This window comes from Arthrobacter sp. 10T44, from assembly GCF_056393885.1.
The window spans coordinates 26,539-44,867 of the sequence record NZ_JBFTGT010000003.1 but is presented as its reverse complement, the minus strand read 5'-3'; the positions used below and the strand labels follow the sequence as shown (position 1 = coordinate 44,867).

19 protein-coding genes are annotated in these 18,329 nt (G+C 67.0%); 11 read left to right on the top strand and 8 right to left on the bottom strand.

Annotated elements, in window-relative coordinates:
* Window positions 1–130: 130 nt before the first annotated feature.
* Window positions 131–1,306 carry a flagellin N-terminal helical domain-containing protein gene (locus AC1DBL_RS06745; protein WP_476925751.1) on the bottom strand — a complete coding sequence of 392 codons (1,176 nt, stop codon included), beginning with the start codon at window positions 1,304–1,306 and terminating at the stop codon, window positions 131–133.
* Window positions 1,307–1,598: 292 nt separating this feature from the next.
* On the opposite strand from AC1DBL_RS06745, the gene AC1DBL_RS06740 reads away from it, so the two are divergent.
* Genes AC1DBL_RS06740 through fliW form a run of 4 tightly spaced genes read left to right on the top strand, consistent with a single transcriptional unit; the run spans window position 1,599 to window position 4,815 of the window.
* Window positions 1,599–2,087, top strand: coding sequence for a flagellar protein FlgN (locus AC1DBL_RS06740; protein ID WP_476925750.1), 489 nt, complete (start codon window positions 1,599–1,601; stop codon window positions 2,085–2,087).
* Between the two features lie 12 nt (window positions 2,088–2,099).
* Entirely contained in the window at window positions 2,100–3,515 is a 1,416-nt protein-coding gene (flgK, locus tag AC1DBL_RS06735; protein WP_476925749.1) for a flagellar hook-associated protein FlgK, read from the top strand.
* Window positions 3,516–3,544: 29 nt separating this feature from the next.
* Complete coding sequence (gene flgL, locus AC1DBL_RS06730; protein WP_476925748.1) at window positions 3,545–4,414, top strand: flagellar hook-associated protein FlgL; 870 nt, start codon at window positions 3,545–3,547, stop codon at window positions 4,412–4,414.
* Window positions 4,415–4,425: 11 nt separating this feature from the next.
* Entirely contained in the window at window positions 4,426–4,815 is a 390-nt protein-coding gene (gene fliW, locus AC1DBL_RS06725) for a flagellar assembly protein FliW (protein ID WP_476925747.1), read from the top strand.
* Between the two features lie 57 nt (window positions 4,816–4,872).
* Here fliW and AC1DBL_RS06720 read toward each other — a convergent pair whose 3' ends face one another.
* Complete coding sequence (locus AC1DBL_RS06720; protein WP_476925746.1) at window positions 4,873–5,433, bottom strand: AMIN-like domain-containing (lipo)protein; 561 nt, start codon at window positions 5,431–5,433, stop codon at window positions 4,873–4,875.
* Between the two features lie 269 nt (window positions 5,434–5,702).
* Entirely contained in the window at window positions 5,703–6,005 is a 303-nt protein-coding gene (locus AC1DBL_RS06715) for a DUF4193 domain-containing protein (protein ID WP_056741192.1), read from the bottom strand.
* 141 nt (window positions 6,006–6,146) lie between these two features.
* Between AC1DBL_RS06715 and AC1DBL_RS06710 the strand changes: the two genes are divergently transcribed.
* Window positions 6,147–6,494 carry a hypothetical protein gene (locus AC1DBL_RS06710; protein ID WP_476909197.1) on the top strand — a complete coding sequence of 116 codons (348 nt, stop codon included), beginning with the start codon at window positions 6,147–6,149 and terminating at the stop codon, window positions 6,492–6,494.
* Between the two features lie 19 nt (window positions 6,495–6,513).
* Here AC1DBL_RS06710 and AC1DBL_RS06705 read toward each other — a convergent pair whose 3' ends face one another.
* The 5 genes from AC1DBL_RS06705 to AC1DBL_RS06685 all read right to left on the bottom strand — a co-directional run bounded on the left by AC1DBL_RS06705 (window position 6,514) and on the right by AC1DBL_RS06685 (window position 10,440).
* Window positions 6,514–7,014: a GyrI-like domain-containing protein gene (locus AC1DBL_RS06705; RefSeq protein ID WP_476893169.1), complete on the bottom strand. Its 501-nt coding sequence runs from the start codon at window positions 7,012–7,014 to the stop codon at window positions 6,514–6,516.
* A gap of 112 nt (window positions 7,015–7,126) precedes the next feature.
* Window positions 7,127–7,417, bottom strand: a complete 291-nt coding sequence (locus tag AC1DBL_RS06700) for a hypothetical protein (RefSeq protein WP_476925745.1) — start codon at window positions 7,415–7,417, stop codon at window positions 7,127–7,129.
* Between the two features lie 40 nt (window positions 7,418–7,457).
* Entirely contained in the window at window positions 7,458–8,093 is a 636-nt protein-coding gene (locus AC1DBL_RS06695) for a LutC/YkgG family protein (RefSeq protein WP_476893171.1), read from the bottom strand.
* Window positions 8,090–9,640, bottom strand: a complete 1,551-nt coding sequence (locus AC1DBL_RS06690) for a LutB/LldF family L-lactate oxidation iron-sulfur protein (RefSeq protein ID WP_476893172.1) — start codon at window positions 9,638–9,640, stop codon at window positions 8,090–8,092. Before AC1DBL_RS06690 ends, AC1DBL_RS06695 begins: the two co-directional genes overlap by 4 nt.
* Complete coding sequence (locus tag AC1DBL_RS06685; protein WP_476925744.1) at window positions 9,637–10,440, bottom strand: (Fe-S)-binding protein; 804 nt, start codon at window positions 10,438–10,440, stop codon at window positions 9,637–9,639. Before AC1DBL_RS06685 ends, AC1DBL_RS06690 begins: the two co-directional genes overlap by 4 nt.
* Before the next feature lie 188 nt (window positions 10,441–10,628).
* Here AC1DBL_RS06685 and AC1DBL_RS06680 point away from each other — a divergent pair, with 188 nt between their 5' ends.
* The 6 genes from AC1DBL_RS06680 to AC1DBL_RS06655 all read left to right on the top strand — a co-directional run bounded on the left by AC1DBL_RS06680 (window position 10,629) and on the right by AC1DBL_RS06655 (window position 18,220).
* The gene (locus AC1DBL_RS06680) at window positions 10,629–12,374 is read left to right on the top strand and encodes an L-lactate permease (RefSeq protein WP_441418200.1); all 1,746 of its coding nucleotides are present in this window, start codon (window positions 10,629–10,631) and stop codon (window positions 12,372–12,374) included.
* 71 nt (window positions 12,375–12,445) lie between these two features.
* Window positions 12,446–13,198 carry a FadR/GntR family transcriptional regulator gene (locus AC1DBL_RS06675; RefSeq protein ID WP_441418199.1) on the top strand — a complete coding sequence of 251 codons (753 nt, stop codon included), beginning with the start codon at window positions 12,446–12,448 and terminating at the stop codon, window positions 13,196–13,198.
* 16 nt (window positions 13,199–13,214) lie between these two features.
* On the top strand, window positions 13,215–16,067 hold the full coding sequence (locus tag AC1DBL_RS06670; RefSeq protein ID WP_476925743.1) for an FAD-binding and (Fe-S)-binding domain-containing protein: 2,853 nt from the start codon (window positions 13,215–13,217) through the stop codon (window positions 16,065–16,067).
* Window positions 16,068–16,140: 73 nt separating this feature from the next.
* Entirely contained in the window at window positions 16,141–16,716 is a 576-nt protein-coding gene (locus tag AC1DBL_RS06665) for a hypothetical protein (protein ID WP_476925742.1), read from the top strand.
* A gap of 96 nt (window positions 16,717–16,812) precedes the next feature.
* Complete coding sequence (locus tag AC1DBL_RS06660; protein ID WP_476925741.1) at window positions 16,813–17,355, top strand: hypothetical protein; 543 nt, start codon at window positions 16,813–16,815, stop codon at window positions 17,353–17,355.
* A 511-nt stretch (window positions 17,356–17,866) separates the two neighbouring features.
* A complete protein-coding gene (locus AC1DBL_RS06655; RefSeq protein WP_476925740.1) occupies window positions 17,867–18,220 on the top strand; it encodes a hypothetical protein in 354 nt (117 codons plus the stop codon).
* Window positions 18,221–18,329: the final 109 nt, after the last annotated feature.

Here is an 18,329-nt window from a genome sequence, read left to right as displayed (position 1 = left end):
AAAGGTCGGTCGAATAGGTTCAGCCGGTGGTACTGCACAGCGCCCGGAGAGAGGAAATCTCTCCGGGCGCTGTGCGCATTCCACCAAATCCAGCAGAGGAGCCGTTTGCTCAACCCCTCAGCGGCCCGGTTTAGCGAAGCAGCTGCAGAACACCCTGGCCGGTCTGGTTGGCCTGGGCCAGCATGGCCGTGCCCGCCTGGGACAGGATGTTGTTGCGGGTGAACTTGACCATTTCCTCGGCCATGTCCGTGTCGCGGATACGGGAGTTGGAAGCGGTCAGGTTTTCCTTGGCCACGTTGATGGTCTGAACAGCCGACTCGAGGCGGTTCTGCGAAGCACCCAAAGAAGCACGAGCCGTGGAGACGGACTTGATCTTGTCGTTCACCAAGGTAATGGACGCCTGCGCTGACGAGGCTGACGAGAAGTCGAGCCCGCCCGTCCCGGAAGCGGCGGCGCCAGCGGCGTTCAGGCCACCCGCGGTTGCTGGAGCCGTGGTGGCGACAGTCCCTCCGGTCAGCGACTTGATGTTGATGCCGGTGGCCACACCCAGGGCGTCCCGAGTGACACTCGCAACCATCTTGTCGGAGAAACCCGCATCGGCGTTCAGCTTTGCCGCAATGGTGTCGACCGTTGCGTTGGCGTCGGCGGCCCCGAGCTTGACCGTCACTGCTGAATCCGTCGTGCCTTCGGTGACCGTAAACGTGGTGTCGCCGGTGACCGTCTTTGCGCTGGCGTCAGTCAGGGCAAAGTTCGAGCCCTTATTGGTGGCGCCCAAAGCAGTGGAAATGGACTTCACGTTTGCCGCTGACAGGTCAACGGAGATCTGGCTTGCGGCATCAGCGTTTGCGCCTACCTGGAACTTCAGGGCGGCCGCACCGCCCCGTGAACCGTCCAGCAACTGGGCGCCGTTGAAGTTGGTCGAATCCCCGATGCGGCCAAGTTCGGAAACGAGACTGTCCGCCTCGGTCTTGATCGCGTTACGGGAGTCGGCGTTGTTGGTGTCGTTGGCTGCCTGAACACCCAGGTCACGCAGGCGCTGCAGGATGGACTGGGTCTGGCTCAGGCCGCCTTCAGCGGTCTGGACAGCGCCAATGCCGTCTTGGGCGTTGCGAGCGGCAACCGTCAGGCCGCCAATCTGGGACTTCAGGCCCTCGGACAGTGCCAGGCCAGCCGCGTCGTCGCCGGCGCGGTTGATGCGCAGGCCGCTGGAAAGCTTCTCCAGCGACTTGGACAGGTCGTTCTGGGTGTTGCTGAGGTTGCGGTACGCGTTGTTCGCAGCCAGGTTGGTGTTGATCTGCATGCCCATGATGTTTCCTCCATGATTGGGACAGTGTTCGATGGCCCGTCCGTGGGCCCTCAGGAGTAGTTATCGCCCTTTAGGCAGCAGACGTAAGAAGAAAATCAAAATTGTTTTCTTGGCGAGCGTGTCCCCTCATTCCGCTTGTAATCAGCCTTATTCCGGCTAACGCTTCCGTCAGCCCTGCCGATAGTTTCTACGAACCCTGCTGACAGCTGAATCGTCCGCACGATTACTCAGCAGCCGACAGCACCGCACCTGTCACTGCACTACCCAGACGAATGAGGGAGTCCTCCGGACCATGGCCATCCACGAACTTTCAGCCCTGCTGTGGCGGGAGCGTGAACTTCTGGACGTTCTCACCTTCAAACTGGAGGAAGAGCAACTGCTGCTGACCTCCGGCAAGGCCCGCTGGCTTGCGCACGGCACCAAGGAAGTCGAGCAGGTCCTGGAGCACCTCTCCAAGGCGAGCCTGGCACGCACCATCGAGGCCGCCGTCGTCGCCGAGATGTGGGGCCTGCCCACGGATGCCAGCCTTGCAGAGCTCGCTGCCGCCGCCCCGGAGGGCGCCTGGTCCGAGGTCCTCACGGCACACCTGAACGCACTAACCCGCCAGACCGCCCTGATCAAGGAGCTGCGCGACTCCAATGAGCAGTACCTGCGCACCGCAGTCCGCTCGACGCAGGAGTCCCTGGCGGACCTGGGCCCCGCTGCGGCCGCCGGCACCTATGACGCCCAGGGCAGGACCGGGGACGCTGCCGGCTCCCGCTTCTTCGACCAGCAATTCTAAGGAAGCTACTCCATGAGCACCTTTGGCGCCCTGAATACCGCCTACCGGGGCCTGACCGCGGCCCAGCAGGGCATGAACGTCGCCGCCCAGAACATCGCCAACGCCGCCACCGAGGGCTACACCCGCCAGCGCGTGCAGCAGTCGGCGATTGCCGCCCCTGCCCAGGGCCTGATGGGCTCCGGCCGGCCTGAATCCGGCAACGGCGTCTCCGTGGACGGCATCGCCCGCTTGGGTAGCGGCCTGCTTGACGCCGGCGTCCGCTCGTCCACGGCGCAGGCCGGCTATGCCAGCGTACGGTCCTCCGCACTTCAAGGGATTGAGGCCACCCTCCTGGAACCCGGCGACAACGGCATTTCCACCGCGCTGCACAACTTCTGGTCTGCCTGGCAGGGTGCGGCCAACCAGCCCGGGGAATCCGGTCCCGCCGGTCAGCTCCTGCAGGCCGGCACTGAGCTCAGCGCGAAGATCTCCTCCGGGTACAGCGCTTTGACGGCACAGTGGAGCAGTGTCCGTGGCCAGGCCCAGGACAACGTTGACGCCGTGAACTCGGCCGCCGCCCAGGTGGCCGCCCTCAATGCGACCATCCGCACCACCACCGCTGCCGGCGGTTCGGCCAACGAACTCATCGATGCGCGGGCGAAGCTCACGGAATCGATCTCCCGGCTGGCCGGCGGCACTGTCCGGGAACAGGCTGATGGCACCGTGGACGTCCACGTCGGAGGCAACGCCCTAGTCATGGGCACCTCGGTCCGGAACTTGGCACTGTCCGGCACCCAGTCCGGGGATTCGCTCGGATCCACGGTCCAGCTCGAATGGGCAGACCGTCCGGGGCAGGCCGTACCGGTCAGCGGCGGCGCAATCGCCGGCGCACTCTCCGTCCTGGCGCCCGCCAACGCCGGGGGCAGCGGCGGCGCGATCGCGGAGGCGGCGGCGTCGTACAACGCGTTTGCCGGGAAGCTCCGGGACGACGTCAACGCCCTCCACAACGGCGCCCAAACCTCCACCGGGGCCGTGGCCGATGACTTCTTCGGTGCCCCCGGAACCAATCCTGCACTGACTCTCTCCGTACTGCCACGCAATGTTGGGGAGATTGGCATCGGCGCCGGGGCCGGCAGACTGGACAACAGCATCGCTGACAAGATCTCCCAGCTAGGCACGGGCACCGAATCCCCGGACAGCCTCTGGGCGAACATCGTGACGGGGATCGGCGTCGAATCCCGCGGCGCCCAGCAGCGCGAAGCCCTCGCATCCACGGCCGAGGCTTCGGCCCTGGCCAATCGTGCTTCGCAGGCCTCCGTGAGCCTGGACGAAGAGAACGTCAGCCTGCTCACCAACCAGCATGCCTACCAGGCCGCGGCCCGGGTCATGACGGCCGTGGATGAGGCGCTGGATGTCTTGATCAACCGCACCGGACTGGTAGGAAGGTAGACATGCTGAACCGGGTAACAAACCTGACCATGAGCACTTCGGCGCAGCGGACGCTGCAGACCCAGCAGGCCAAACTCGCCGAGCTGCAGGACAAGGCCACCACGCTGGACAAGATCTCCCGGCCCTCGGACGATCCTGCAGCCACGGCCCAGGCCCTGCAGACCCGCTCTCGGATCGCCGCCGCCGCCCAGTATGGCAGGAACATCGACGACGGCGACCGCTGGCTGACCGCCGCGGATTCGGCCTTGGAACAGGCCACCAACGTTGTCCACAAGATGCAGGACCTCACCGTCCAGGCCGGCAATGGCACCCTCAGCCAGTCCGGCCGGGACGCGATCGCCTTGGAGCTGGAGGGCCTGAACGCAGACCTGCTCTCCATTGCCAACAGGAAGCACCTGGGCCGGAACATCTTTGCCGGCAGCTCTGATGCCGCCAACGCGTTCACCGCCGGAGCGGCCGGCACTCCGACCAGGTTCAACGGCGTTCCCAACAGCTCGGTGGAACGCCGCATCAGCGAAAACCAGACGGTCAGGGTGGATGCCGACGGCGCCGCGATTTTCGGTAACGGCCCAACCTCGATCTTCTACACGGTCAGCGGCATCGTTAACGGACTGCGCAACAATCAGGACGTGTCCGCACTTGCCGGACAGCTTGAGGCCGGGGTCAAGAACGTCATCGACGGACGTTCGGACATCGGAACACGCCAAGCGCAGCTGGAACGCGCCGGCAGCGTCAACACAGAATTGGAGGCGACCTTGGATGCACAGAAGATGGGCATTGAGAAGGCAGATCTCGGCAGCGTGATCATGGACCTGAAGCTTCAGGAAACCAATTACCAGGTGGCCCTTGCTGCGACGGCGAAGGTCCTGCAGCCCACGCTGATGGACTTCCTGCGGTGAGCGCCCCGGTCATGGCTACTCCCCTTGCCAGCACTCCCGTGACGTTCACCGCTCCGATGCCGGGCCTGGAGAACGTGCACGACTTCGCCTTGCGGAACATCGACAGCGCCCCTGGCCTGTTCGCCCTCGAATCCGGTTCTGCGCCGGTGCGGCTGTTCCTTGCGGACGCCGCAGTGTTCGTTCCCGGCTACGCGCCGCCGCTTCCGGCCGCCGCGCTGGAAGCCCTCGGACTCGGCGACGGCGATTCGCCCCGGGTGCTGGTGGTGGTCAACCACTCCCCCGCGTCCACCACGGTGAACCTGATGGCACCGATCGTGTTTAACCCCGCCACCGGGCGTTGCACCCAGCTCGTGCTAGACGGCACGGAATACCCGCTTCGGGCGGAGCTCGGCGCGCTGTAGCCGCTACCGCCGTCGGGCGCGCCTCAGGAGTTCGGGCGCGGCCTCACCCGCGCCAGCTCACCAGAAGTGCGCCACGTCGATGACCAAGCGGGAGCCCGAGCCAGGCCCGGCCAAGGTGAAGACCCGGAAGGGCAGCCGCGCGCGGACCCCCAGTCCCAGGCTGGTATATCCCTCGAAGCTTCCTGCCCAGGCCACCTGCCGGAAGGTCTGGTACCCGGCAACATTGCTCAGCTCGGCCTTGTTGGCCGGGTTGTAGGTGGACTTCCCGCCCCCGTCGTAGGCGGGCGCGTTGGCGGTGAGCTGGATGAAGGCCTGGCCGCGCAGCGGGATCGGCAGGCCGGAACCGTCCTGCACCACCTGGGGCACATACCGCACCGAGTAGCCGGCCGCCGGTCCGTTGAGGTCGATGACGACGCGGTCGAAGCAGTAGTGCTGGCCAGTCCGGACGTTGACCACCTTCGCCTGGCTCATGGCGGCGTCGGCCTTGGCGAGCGATCCCCACACGAGTCCGCAATAGGGTGACGCCGCGGCCGGCCCGGGCGCCAGGAGCCCCAGCCCGGCCGCCGTCAGCAAGGCCACCAGCCAGACGGTGAGCCTGTTCGCTCGGGATTTTGTCACGACAGCCGCCCCCTCGAATCATCCGGACATCCACCTCACCCGGATACCTCAAGAGTAGAACCGCCCGTCTGGGTTGACGAGAGGTCGTTAGCCCCAACTAACTCGCAGCAGGTGTCGTTTTGAGGGTTCAAAACGACACCTGCTGCGAGTCAGTTGGGTTCGGCAGCGGGCGGGTACGGCAAAGCGCCGGGCCCTGGCGGGCGTCCGGCGCTTTGCTTTGGGTAAATCAAAATTCTCGAAACGAGCCCGGGGGTCCGGGCGGGAGGGCTTTAGCCTTCGCAGTCGCGGCAGTACTTCAGGCCGTTCTTTTCCTTGGCCACCTGGGACCGGTGGCGGACCAGGAAGCAGGAGGAACAGGTGAATTCGTCGGACTGCTCGGGAACAACAATGACGGTCAGTTCTTCGCCGGAGAGGTCGGCGCCGGGAAGGTCGATGCCTTCAGCGGTGTCGTTCTCGTCGACGTCGATAACAGCAGTCTGGGCACCGCCGCCACGGGATGCCTGAAGGGCCTCCAGCGATTCAGCGGGAGACTCTTCTTCTGTCTTGCGTGGGGCGTCGTAATCGGTAGCCATAGCGGGGTTCACTTTCGTTGCTGCGCAGCGCCATTTCAGGCACCTCAGTGAAGCAGTTTAGGGCATCATCCTTGGAGATGAAGAATAGTGTGGTGAAAGCGACATTAAGCGTCGCCGGACAGGGTCAATCTGGAGGCAATGATGGCTACGAAACTGAACAAACAAGCGCTCTCCCTCGCCCGCCGACTGGTCAAAGACGGGAAGGTCCAGCGGGACACCCGGGACGACTGGAGCGAGCACGCACCGTCAGCCGAGCAGGAGAACAAGTTCATTGAAAAGAACGGATTCGCGGAGTTCTCCCACTGGCATCTGGGGGTGGACCCGGACGCTTCCGAGGGAACCAAGGGCAGCGTGACCTTTCCCTTCGGCGACTTCAAGAAAGTCCACCGCTGCGCCGTCATTTCGTTGGAGAGCCGGGCCGCGCAACACGGCCACGACGATATCGCCGAAGCCGCCAGGAAGCTCCTCGAAGAAATCGACGCGGACTAGCGCCGGGTTCCGTCCGGGCTCAGGCCACCGGCCAGACGATGAGGGTTTTCCAAACCGCCGGATCCGGTTCCGTGGCAGGGTCGCTGAGGTAGTACTCCCACATGGCGTCGCCCGGAGTGAGGCCTTCCGCCTGCATCCTGGCCATCACGGCATTGTAGGTCTCCGGCAAGGTCTCGTATGGCCCCACGTGCATCGCCTCGAGCGCCCGCCCGGCAGGCAGCGTGCCCGCAGTCACGCCTGACTCTTCCGCTTGGGCTCCCCCGCCCGGATACGGCGCGGCCAGCGGAAAGCCTGCCTCGACGTCGACGACGTCCGTGGGCATGCCGCGATACAGGGCAAACGGCGGCCCGGCCAGCTGGACGTTTTGCTGCTGCACGGCCGTCATTACGGAACGGTAGGCGCGGTCGAAGAATTCGCGCAGCGCATTCATGGGCACGGTCTCGCGCAGCACCGCCGTCGGCTTTTCCTCGAGGTCGGTGGACTTGATGTCCGGCGTCAGTTCCGGATGTGAATCAGTCATAGGCCTACACTTCGCCGCGACCTTGGGACGGTCAAGGGCCGAACGTCCCGCCGGCGGTCCTCGCGTCTGGCAGAAAGTGGATTCGAGGGCAGCCCCGGCAGGTCCTCTTCGGCTACTTCCCCACCAAGGAAGATGCCATTCCGGGTCTCCGGGGAGCCCGCCAACTCTGAGCCAGCCGATAAGCGGACTTGCCGTCCAGCCGACGGGGTTCAAGCCACACCTCATAGCCCTCTGCGGCTTCGATCAGCACCCGGTCCTGGAATGCGTCGGCGGCGATCCAGAGGGCGGAGGAATCCGCCATGGCGGCGTCGACGAGTCCTTCGCGGACCACCGCGCCTTCCCTGCGGACCTCCACGACGAGGCCGACCAGGTCGTGCCAGACGTGATGGCAGTAATAGGCCACGGACGCTTCCTTCCTGCGGCGTTGGTCAGGACCGCCGCGACTACCGCGCGATGATCACGTCGAGGGTGCGCGGACCGTGGACCCCTTCGACGCGTTCAAGTTCGATGTCGCTGGTGGCGCTCGGTCCACTGATCATGGTGAGCGGCCGGGTGCCGTCGATCCGCCGCAGCGCCTCGGGGAGGATGCCGGCGATGTCGGCGGCGTTCACGACGCAGATGTGGTGGTCCGGGACGAGGCTGATGGCGCGGCGGCCCTGGTTGGGACTCCCGTCCAGGATGATCGTCCCAGTTTCGGCGACGGCGACGGCGCTGGCAGTCACGACGGCGTCGGTGGCGTCCAGCTCGGCAACGGTCAGCGGCTCAGAGACGGAATCCACGCGGCGGCGATCGCCGCCCCGGGCGGAGCCGATGCCGGCGGTCCAGCCGGCGTCGAGCCCCGCCGGCACGACGTAGCTGCGGGCGTCCGCGAGCAGTTCGGCGATCCGCACGGGCACCTCGGCCGCGTCCACCACGCAGACCCGGGCTTTATAGTCGACCAAACGGTCCACCAGCAGATGGATCAGCGCATCCTGGTCCAGCTCGGATGATGCGCGGTATTCCCGCGGAATCTGCGGTGCTAGGGGTGCGTCCCGCAGCGCGGAACGGATCCGGCCGAGGATATCTTCGCGCGCGCTCATGCTCCGTCTTCCTTGTCCTGGGCGTTGTCCTGGGCGTTGTTGTGGGTATCCGCGGGGGTGCCGCCGGATTCCGGGCCGTGGTGTTCCTTGGCCCACCAGTCGCGGAAGGATCTCTGCGGCGGCGCCGGGATGTCGCGGCTTTGGGTCCAGCCGGCGGCGATGCCGGGCAGCTTGGTGATCTTTTTGTCCGGACCGGCCACCAGGCGGCCCACGGGAAGGCCCTTTTCGAGCAGCCCGAGCCGCTTCCCCGAGGACAGCGCCCAGGATGCGGCCTTCATGCCGACGTCCATCTGGCTGGGCAGCTTCTTCTTTCCGCGCTTGCTGTCCACGTCCACGCTGCGCAGGTGCACCAGGATGTCCGGAATGTTGATCTTCACCGGGCAGGCGTCGTAGCAGGCGCCGCACAGTGAGGAAGCGTAGGGCAGGGAGCTGTTTTCCTCCGACTCGATGCCGGTCAGCAGCGGGGAAAGGATGGCGCCGATCGGACCGGGGTAGGTGGAGCCGTAGGCGTGGCCGCCGGTCCGCTCGTACACCGGGCAGACGTTCATGCACGCGCTGCAACGGATGCAGTGCAGTGCGGAGCGGCCAAGCTCGTCCGCGAGCGCGGCGCTGCGTCCGTTGTCGAGCAGCACCAGGTGCACGTTTTGCGGCCCGTCCCCCTCGGTGACACCGGTCCACAACGAGGTGTAGGGGTTCATCCGTTCCCCGGTGGAGGAGCGCGGGAGCAGCTGCATGAACACCTCGAGGTCCTGCCAGCTCGGCAGCAGTTTTTCCACGCCCATCACGGTGATCAGGGTCTCCGGCAGCGTCAGGCACATCCGGCCGTTGCCCTCGGATTCGACGACGGCCAGGGTGCCGGAATCGGCGAGCGCGAAGTTGGCCCCGGACACGGCCACCTTGGCCGTGAGGAACTTGCGGCGCAGGTGCGCACGGGCCGCCATGGCCAGCACCGCGGGGTTATCGGTCAGCTCCGGGTCCGCGCCGGGCATTTCGCGCAGGAAGATGTCGCGGATTTCGGTGCGGTTCTTGTGGATGGCGGGGACCAGGATGTGGCTGGGCTTGTCGTGGTCCAGCTGCACGATCAGCTCGGCCAGGTCCGTTTCGAACGCCGTGATCCCCTGCTGTTCGAGGTATTCGTTGAGCCCGATCTCCTGGGTGGCCATGGACTTGACCTTGACCACTTCTGTTTCGCCGGTGTCCCGGATCAGTCCCGCGACGATTTCGTTAGCCTCGTCGGCGTCGCGCGCCCAGTGGATGACTCCGCCCCGGGCGGTGAAATGCTGCTCGAACTGTTCGAGGAGTTCGGGGAGCCGGGCCATCACGGATTCCTTGATGGCGGATCCGGCGTCGCGCAGCTGTTCCCAGTCGGGCAGTTCGGAGACGACCTGGAGACGCTTGTCGCGAATGGTGTGGGTGGCGTGGCCGAGGTTGGCGCGCAGCTGGGCGTTGCCCAGCTCGCGGTGCGCCGCCGTCGGGAACGATTCGGCGGCATGCAGGTTACCCGTGCCGAAGACGGGAAGGGAGGGCATGCCCAGGAAGGTGCTCATCGTGTTGCCTTTCCGGTGGAAACGCGTACCTCGCCGGTGACGGACGCCGGCGCTTCGGCCGTGCTGGCGAGGATTTCGGCCAGGTGCAGGGTGGTCACGTCGCTGCCCTGCCGGGACAGGCCGCCGCCGATGTGCATCAGGCAGGAGGCGTCCCCGCCCGTGCACAGCTCGGCGCCGGTGGAGCGGACGTTGGCGGTCTTGTCCTCGAGCATGGCCGAGGACACGTCGGCGTTCTTCATCGAGAAGGTGCCGCCGAAGCCGCAGCACTGGTCGGCTTCGGGCAGCTCGGCCAGCTCGATTCCCTGGACGCTGCGCAGCAGCCGGGCCTGGCGGTCGCCGAGGCGGAGCAGGCGCATACCGTGGCAGCTCGGGTGGTAGGTGACCCGGTGCGGGAAGTAGGAGCCCAGCTGGGCGCCGGCGTCGGTCACGCCCAGCACGTCCACCAGCAGCTCGGAGAGCTCGTAGGTCCTGGCGCCGACGGCGGCAGCCCTGGCTTCCAGCGCGCTGTCGCCGCAGGAGCGGGCCACCATCGGGTGCTGGTGCTTGACCGAGGCGACGCACGACCCGGACGGCGCGACGGCGACGTCGTAGTCCCCGGTGTCGAAGGCGCGCACGTGGTTGGCGACGACCGGGACGGCTTCCTGGAGGTAGCCGCTGTTGACGTGCATCTGCCCGCAGCAGGCCTGGCCGGGCGGGAACACGACCTCGTGCCCCAGCCGTTCCAGGATGCTCACGGTGGCCTGCGCGGTGCGCGGATACATCGCATCGACGATGCAGGTGGCGAACAAAGCGATTCTCATGACAGCCTTTCGAGCAGCGCCGACGTGTGTGGTCTGACCATAGTAAAGCACGTGATGCCCGCCACTCCCAACCTGAACAGGGAAGTGAACCCCCTCACACGCCGAATGAGATCTGCGCTACACTCTCATGGTCCGACCACAGTGGTCTGACCAAAGAACTCGTCGTCTCTCAACGCAGAGGAACTTCCGTGGACCACTTCACCCCCACCACCGACCCGGTGCTGAACAGCGTGGCCTGGTCGGCCATCGTTGGCTTACTGCCGCTGCTCACCTTCTTCATCCTGCTGGCCGTTGTGAAGACCAAGGCCCACGTGGCCGGTGCCTTCGCCCTGCTGGCCGCCCTCGTGGTCGGCATCGCCGCCTTCCACATGCCGGCCGGCCTGGCGATCCTTTCGGCCACCCAGGGCGGGGTCTTCGGCGCCTTCCCGGTGCTCTGGATCGTCGTTATGGCCGTCTGGCTTTACCAGGTGACCGTCCTCAGCGGCCGGTTCGAGGACCTGCGCCGCGTCTTCGACGTGATCGGCGGCGGCGACGTGCGCCTGCAGGCCGTCCTGGTGGCCTTCTGCTTCGGCGGCCTGCTTGAGGCCCTCGCCGGCTTCGGCGCCCCGGTGGCGATCACCGCCACCATGCTGCTGGCCCTGGGTCTCCCGCCGCTGCGTGCTGCCGCCGCCGTGCTGGTGGCAAACACCGCACCGGTCGCGTTCGGCGCGATGGCCATCCCGATTACGACCGCCGCCGGACTGACCGGCCTGCACGCGACCGACATCGCCTCCATCGTGGGCCGCCAGGCTCCCCTGCTGGCCACCTTCGTGCCGCTGATCCTGCTCTTCATCATCGACGGCCGCCGCGGCCTGAAGGACTGCTGGCCCGCCGCGCTGGTGGTCGGCGGCTCCTTCGCCGTCGCCCAGTTCCTGTGCTCCAACTTCTTCTCCTATGAACTCACCGACATCCTGGCCTCGCTTGTGGGCCTCGGCGCCGCCGTGGTGTTCTTCCGGATGTGGAAGCCGAAGGGCAGCGCGGCCGCCCGCGAGCGCCTTGGCGTTGCCGCCGACGCTGTTGCCCGCGGCACCGCCGCCCGAAGCAGCGGCTCGCAGGATGCCGGCAAGGCCGGCGTCGTGACCGCCGAAAAGGCCACGGACGGCGGCCTTACCCCGACGCGCACGTGGCTGGCCCTCTTTCCGTACTTCCTCGTGATCGTCGTGTTCGGCATCGCCAAGCTCTGGAAGCTCGGGCTCGACCTGCCCGCGTTCCTCGCCGCCACGGACATCAAGATCCCCTGGCCGATCCTGCACGACGCCCTGGTCAACGCCGAGGGCAAGCCGGTCTCCTCCACCGTGTACACCTTCCAGTGGCTGTCCAGCCCGGGCACGCTGCTGCTGATCACCGGGCTGCTGGTGGCTCTGGTTTACTCCAAGTACGACGACGGCGGCCGCTTCCGCCTTTCGGTCGGCGACGCGGTCCGGGAGATCGGACGGACCATCTTCAAGATGCGCTGGGCAGGGCTGACCATCATCACGGTGCTCGCCCTGGCGTACGTCATGAACAACTCCGGCCAGACGGTCTCGATCGGAACCTGGCTGGCCGGCACCGGCAGCTTCTTCGCCTTCCTCTCGCCCGTGCTCGGCTGGCTGGGCACCGCCGTGACCGGCTCGGACACATCCGCCAACGCGCTGTTCGCCAAGCTGCAACAGACCGCGGGCCTGAAGGCGGGCATCGATCCGAACCTGCTGGTGGCCGCCAACACCTCCGGCGGCGTCGTGGGCAAGCTGATCAGTCCGCAAAACCTCGCCATCGCGGCGACAGCCGTCAACCTTGACGGCCAGGAGTCGGTGATCCTGCGTAAGGTGGTCGGGTGGAGCGTGGCTCTCCTGCTGGTCCTGTGCACCCTTGCCTTCCTGCAGTCCACCCCCGTCCTGGGCTGGATGCTGCCTTAGCCGCCAGCCCCCACGCAATCAAGAGTGCGGGCCGCGCCACGGCCCGCACTCCCGCCCGGAAGGAAAAGCCCGTGACAGCCGCCGAAGCAGGAGCAGCCCCCCGCCGTCGTACCTATGACGCGCTCCTGCAGGACATCGAGGCCGATCTGCGCTCCGGCAAGATCAAGCTCGGCGACCGCCTTCCGGGCGAGCGGACCCTGGCGGAAAGCTACGGGATCTCCCGGGCCTCGGTCCGCGAAGCCATCCGGATCCTGGACGCCATGGGCGTGCTGCGCAGCTCCGTCGGCTCCGGGCCAACCTCCGGGGCCATCGTTATCTCGGACCCGTCCGCGGGCCTGTCCTCCGCCCTGCGCCTGCATGTGGCCAGCAATCGGCTGCCCGTCGAGGACATCGTGCAGACCCGCATCCTGCTCGAGACCTGGTCGGCCCAGGCCGGGGCTGCCCGCGGCGGCACGGAGGAAGAGCTGGAGCAGGCTGCCGCGCTGCTGGACGCCATGGACAATCCAGGGATTGACCGGGCGACCTTCCACGAACTGGATGCCCGGTTCCATGTCGCGCTGAGCTCGCTCGCCGGGAACGCCGTCGTCGCCACCATGATGGAGTCCCTCAGCGGCTCCATCGTCGGCTACGTCAAGGGCGCCATGGACGCGATGGAGTCCTGGCCGGATGTCCTCTGCGAGCTACGGAGCCAGCACCACGGCATCTTCGATGCCGTCCGGGCGCGCGACGGCGAGCTTGCGGGCCGCCTGCTGCGCGAACACATCGAGTGGTTCTACCTTCGGGCGCAGGAAGCCACCCCGCCGCAATCCCCTCCCACCCCGTAACACCTTGGAGCACCCCATGACCGCCACGGCCGCCGCCGCACCCCTGATCGACCAGCTGAACCTCGACACGGTCAGCACACGGGACCTGGACCGCCGGGCCATGGCGCACGACGCGTCCCACTACCTGCTGATCCCCCAGGGCGTCGCCACCCCGCGCAACGCCGACGACGTCGGGCAGCTGCTGCGCCGCAGCCGCGAGCTCAACCTGCCCGCCACTTTCCGTTCCGGCGGCACGAGCCTCTCCGGCCAGGCGCTCAGCGACAGCCTGCTGATCAACACCCGCCAGCATTTCCGCGGCATCGAGGTCCTCGACGGCGGCGCCCGCGTCCGCGTCCAGCCCGGCGCCACTATCCGCAGCGTCAACGCCCGCCTGGCCGCGTTCGGCCGCAAACTCGGCCCCGACCCGGCGAGCGAAATCGCCTGCACCGTGGGCGGCGTGATCGCCAACAATTCTTCCGGGATGGCCTGCGGCACGGAGTTCAACACCTACCGCACCCTGGAATCCATGGTCCTGGTGCTGCCCTCGGGCACGGTCATCGATACCGCCGACGCCGACGCGGACGCGCGCCTGCGCGAACTGGAGCCGGAACTCCACGAGGGCCTGCTGCGGCTGCGCCGCCGGGTGGCCGGAAACGCGGAGTCGGTGCGCACCATCACCTCGCTGTTCTCGATGAAGAACACGATGGGCTACGGGGTGAACTCGTTCCTGGACTACGAACGCGCCGTCGACATCCTGATGCACCTGATGATCGGCAGCGAAGGCACCCTCGGCTTCGTGGCGGAAGCGGTCTTCCGCACCGTCGAGGTCAAGCCCGCCGTCGCCACCGGGCTGCTGGTCTTCAACACGCTCGCCGCAGCCACGGCCGCCCTGCCCGAGCTGGTGGCATCCGGCCTGGCGACCATCGAACTGATGGACGCCGCCGCGTTGAAGGTCGCGCAGCTCGCTGCCGACGCGCCCGCGGCCATCCGTTCGCTCCCGGTCGAGGGACACACCGCGCTGCTGGTGGAACACCAGGGCGCCGACGCCGCGGAACTGACCGGCAAGCGTCACAACTCGCAGCCGCTCTTCGCGTCCCTGGACCTGGCCTCGCCGTTCGCGCTGACCACGGACCCGAAAGACCGCGCGGCACTCTGGCACGTGCGCAAGGGCCTCTACACGACGGTGGCCGGCGCCCGCCCCTCCGGAACCAACGCGCTGCTGGAAGACATCGTGGTTCCGGTTCCAGCCCTGGCGGATACCTGCGGCGAACTGACCCGGCTCTTCGCCGAACACCGCTACGAGGACTCGGTGATCTTTGGCCACGCGAAGGACGGCAACGTCCACTTCATGCTCAACGAGCGCTTCGACGACCCCGCCCAGCTGCTGCGCTACCAGGCCTTTACCGACGACATGGTGGACCTGGTCCTCGGCGCTGGCGGCTCGCTCAAGGCCGAGCACGGCACCGGGCGCATCATGGCCCCGTTCGTCCGCCGCCAGTACGGCGACGAGCTCTATGAAGTCATGCAGGAGATCAAAGGGCTGATCGACCCCGCCAATCTCCTCAACCCCGGCGTGCTGCTCGCGGAGGAGCCGCTTTCCTACGTTCAGAACCTCAAGGTGGCGCCGACGGTGGAGGAAGAGGTGGACCGCTGCGTCGAGTGCGGCTACTGCGAACCGGTCTGCCCGAGCAAGGACATCACTCTCACGCCCCGCCAGCGCATCGTGCTGCGGCGCGAGATGGCCGCCGCGGAACTGCGCGGCGACGACGCCTTGGCCGCCCGGCTGCGCAAGGACTACGAGTACGACGGCGTGCAGACCTGCGCGGCCGACGGCATGTGCGTCACCGCCTGCCCGGTGCTGATCAATACCGGGGACCTGGTGCGGCGGCTGCGGAAGGAAAACGCGAACGCCGTCGCGGAAGCCGGCTGGAGCGCCGCGGCGGACCACTGGGGCGCGGTCACGTCCGGCGGCGGCGTGGCCCTGACCGTGGCGAAGGCGATGCCCGCGCCGCTGGCCAAGGCAGCGACCGCCGTCGGCCGTGCGTTGCTGGGCGCGGAGACCGTTCCCGCCTACGACGCAGTGCTGCCCGGCGGCGGCTCCAGGCGCCGGCCGCGGCGCGACCCGGACAGCGTCGCCGTGTTTTTCCCCGCCTGCATCGGCACCATGTTCGGCCCCGCCGACAAGCCCGGTGGCGCTGAGGGCGGTGCGGGCGGCCCCGCCAAGGGCTCGGCCCAGGCGTTCCTCGAGCTCTGCGAGCGCGCCGGCGTGGGGCTGACCGTTCCGGACGACATCGGCAGCCTGTGCTGCGGCACCCCGTGGAAATCCAAGGGCTTCGCGCAGGGCTACGCGGCGATGTCCGCGAAGGTCCTGGACGGCCTTTACGAGGCCAGCGGCCAGGGCCGGCTGCCGGTGGTGTGCGACGCCGCCTCCTGCACCGAGGGCCTGGAGACCATGAAGCGGCTCGCGGCCGAGGGCGGGGAACGGTACGCCGGGCTGCGGTTCGTGGACTCGGTGGAGTTCGTGCACCAGCACGTGCTCGGGAAGCTGACCGTCACCGCGCCGGTGGGATCCATGGCCCTGCACCCGACCTGTTCTTCCACCCAGCTGGGGACCAACGGTGCGCTGATGGACATCGCCCGGGCCGTAACCGGGGACGTGTTTGTGCCGCTGAACTGGGGCTGCTGCGCCTTCGCCGGCGACCGCGGCCTGCTGCACCCGGAACTGACCGACTCCGCCACGGACAAGCAGGCCCGGGAAATCAACGAACGCGAATTCGACGCCTACGCCTCAACGAACCGCACCTGCGAACTGGGCATGTCCAAGGCCACCGGCCACTCCTACCGGCACCTGCTGGAAATCCTGGAAGAGGCCACCCGTCCGGAGGGGTGAGGGGGCTGGCTTGGATGTCAGGGGATAGTCATAAGCTGGTCGCGCACACGTCAGTACGACAAATGGGGGAACCATGAACTTGATCGTCCGCAACCTCGGCGCAGCGCTTTCGGCACTCGTCATAGTCGCCGGTACGGTCGGCTGCGGCGCGAACAGCTCCGGCCCGGCAGACGCACCGCCTGCCGGATCCTCGGCCGCGGCCCCGGCGGCCGAAGTCGTCCAGCACAAGCCCGCGGAGGTGAAGAAGGTTCTCGACGCGTTCCTGCAGAGCGTTTCCAACGAGTCGGATGCCTACATGAAGGCTGCCATGGCTGGCGGTTCCACAAATGACACCCCCGAGGAGAAGGCGGCGAAGTTCAAGAGCGGGTTCCCTGAGTCTTACAAATACCTGGACCTGGACGACAAGAAGGCCGCCGGCCTGATCGGTATCTTCGCACTCGTCGCCATGCTGACCCCCGATACGGAGATGAGCGCCAACGAGTCAGGCATCGCCCTCGACGGCGAGACCGCAACAATCAGGGGAAGTGACATCAAGATCAAGGGCATTGAGAAGTCCGGGCAGGGCGGAAGCGGCGACAAGCTCGGGAAAATCACCCTGACATTCCAAGAGTCGACTTGGAAGATCACTGATCTGGAAATCCAGCAATAACCCCTCGTGGACCCGGCCAGCCTCCGGATCCACACCCAACCGGCGCCCGAAACGCGGGCGGCTTGCCAACCAGGGGACAGTCCGTAGACTCGGCGCATGTCCGGTCTTGGGGGAACGACGGCAGTCCGCTCCGTTGCGGCGATCACCATCAGCCTGCTGCTGGCAGCAGGCCTGGGCGCCTGCACTTACGAGGATCCGGGCGATCCACAGCGTACCGCTGGTCAAAGCCACTGGCCGGCACCCACCATTGCTGCGAAGAATCCCGATGTCCTGGCGGTGGAGGCGCGCAACTACGCCGAGCTAGAGCGGCGCCTGGCGAAGGCTTCCGGATCTGCGCTCCTAGCCGACTCCGGCCCGGCAGACGGTCCGGGGGTGGGCTTCAGCAAGGCTGCGGCCGTCCTGGCGGCCGGTCAGCATACTGTCACCTTGGCCTGCGTCGGCATTCCGCATGCCCAGATCTACCTCTCCCAGGACACGGAAAGCGGAACCGAGCATACGGTATTCGAGGTCGACTGCTCCGGGGCGCAGACCCAGGTCGTCCAGTTGCGGAAAGGTTACCTCAGCGCCAAGCTGACGCGCCTCCACCCCGGTGGCCCCTGGACCGGGGCGGTCGTCGGGATCAAGATCACCGCCGGATAGGCCGCCCTAAGGGCCCGTCTCGACGATTCCCTGCCCACTCGACGCTTCGAAGCATCGTTTGGGCAGGGAAACGTCGAAACGGCGGCACAGGCAGGCTCCAAGCGCACAAAAAGGCCCTCCGTGGACGGCGCTTCCAAACCTTTCGTTCTGGGCAACGCCCAGTGCGAGCTCCCCTGCTCGAGGTCAGTAGCGGGGAGGGCCGGCGGCGCGAAGATCGCTTCAGGATGGCTACGCTCAGCTACGTCGCCCCCTTCCTCCCGCCAGCGACGGGCGGGGTCCGGCCGGGCCAGATGGTATTTCCGAGGTGCGGATTCCTCGGACAATGACTAGGGCTGACGATACGATGCCGTCAAACACCCTCCCGGGCGTCCCGGGGTCCGGCGTGTTGGCACTAACCGTTTTGGGGGAACACGGTGAAACGTCGGACACGGCTCGTCCTGGCGGCAGTGCTGGTTGTTGGCGCCGTCGCGTTCTTTTTGTCCGGTCCGCCGAAGACAAGGTCACCGCCGATGTGGTCGCCCGCGCCGAGCGCTTCACCATTCCCGCGGGCTGGAAGCTACGGGACAACATCGTTCGCCGGGAGACGTTCCTCTGCATCTCCACCAATCCCTGCCCCAGCATCGCCACGCGCTGGGATGCCGGCAGAAAACTCACCGTCGCTGATTTGAAGGCCGTGGGCTCCACGGCCGGTTTCGCCATGACCGTCGAGGGCACCTGCACCCGGCGGCCGAACGTCGGCGGGACGACGACGTTCTGCAGCACCTCCGGACCCGACGGCAAGTACGACTACAAGTTCAATGTGAGCAGCCCGGACAAAAGCGACCACACGAACTTCGTGGTGTTCCAGGTCGAGCCCCACTCCTGACCGCCCCGGAGAACGGGCGCCCTGACGTCTCTAGTCAGTGGACAAACGTATAACGCCCGGGCTTCCGGCATATAAACCCCCTCCATCCCGGGCACAATCGCCGGAATGG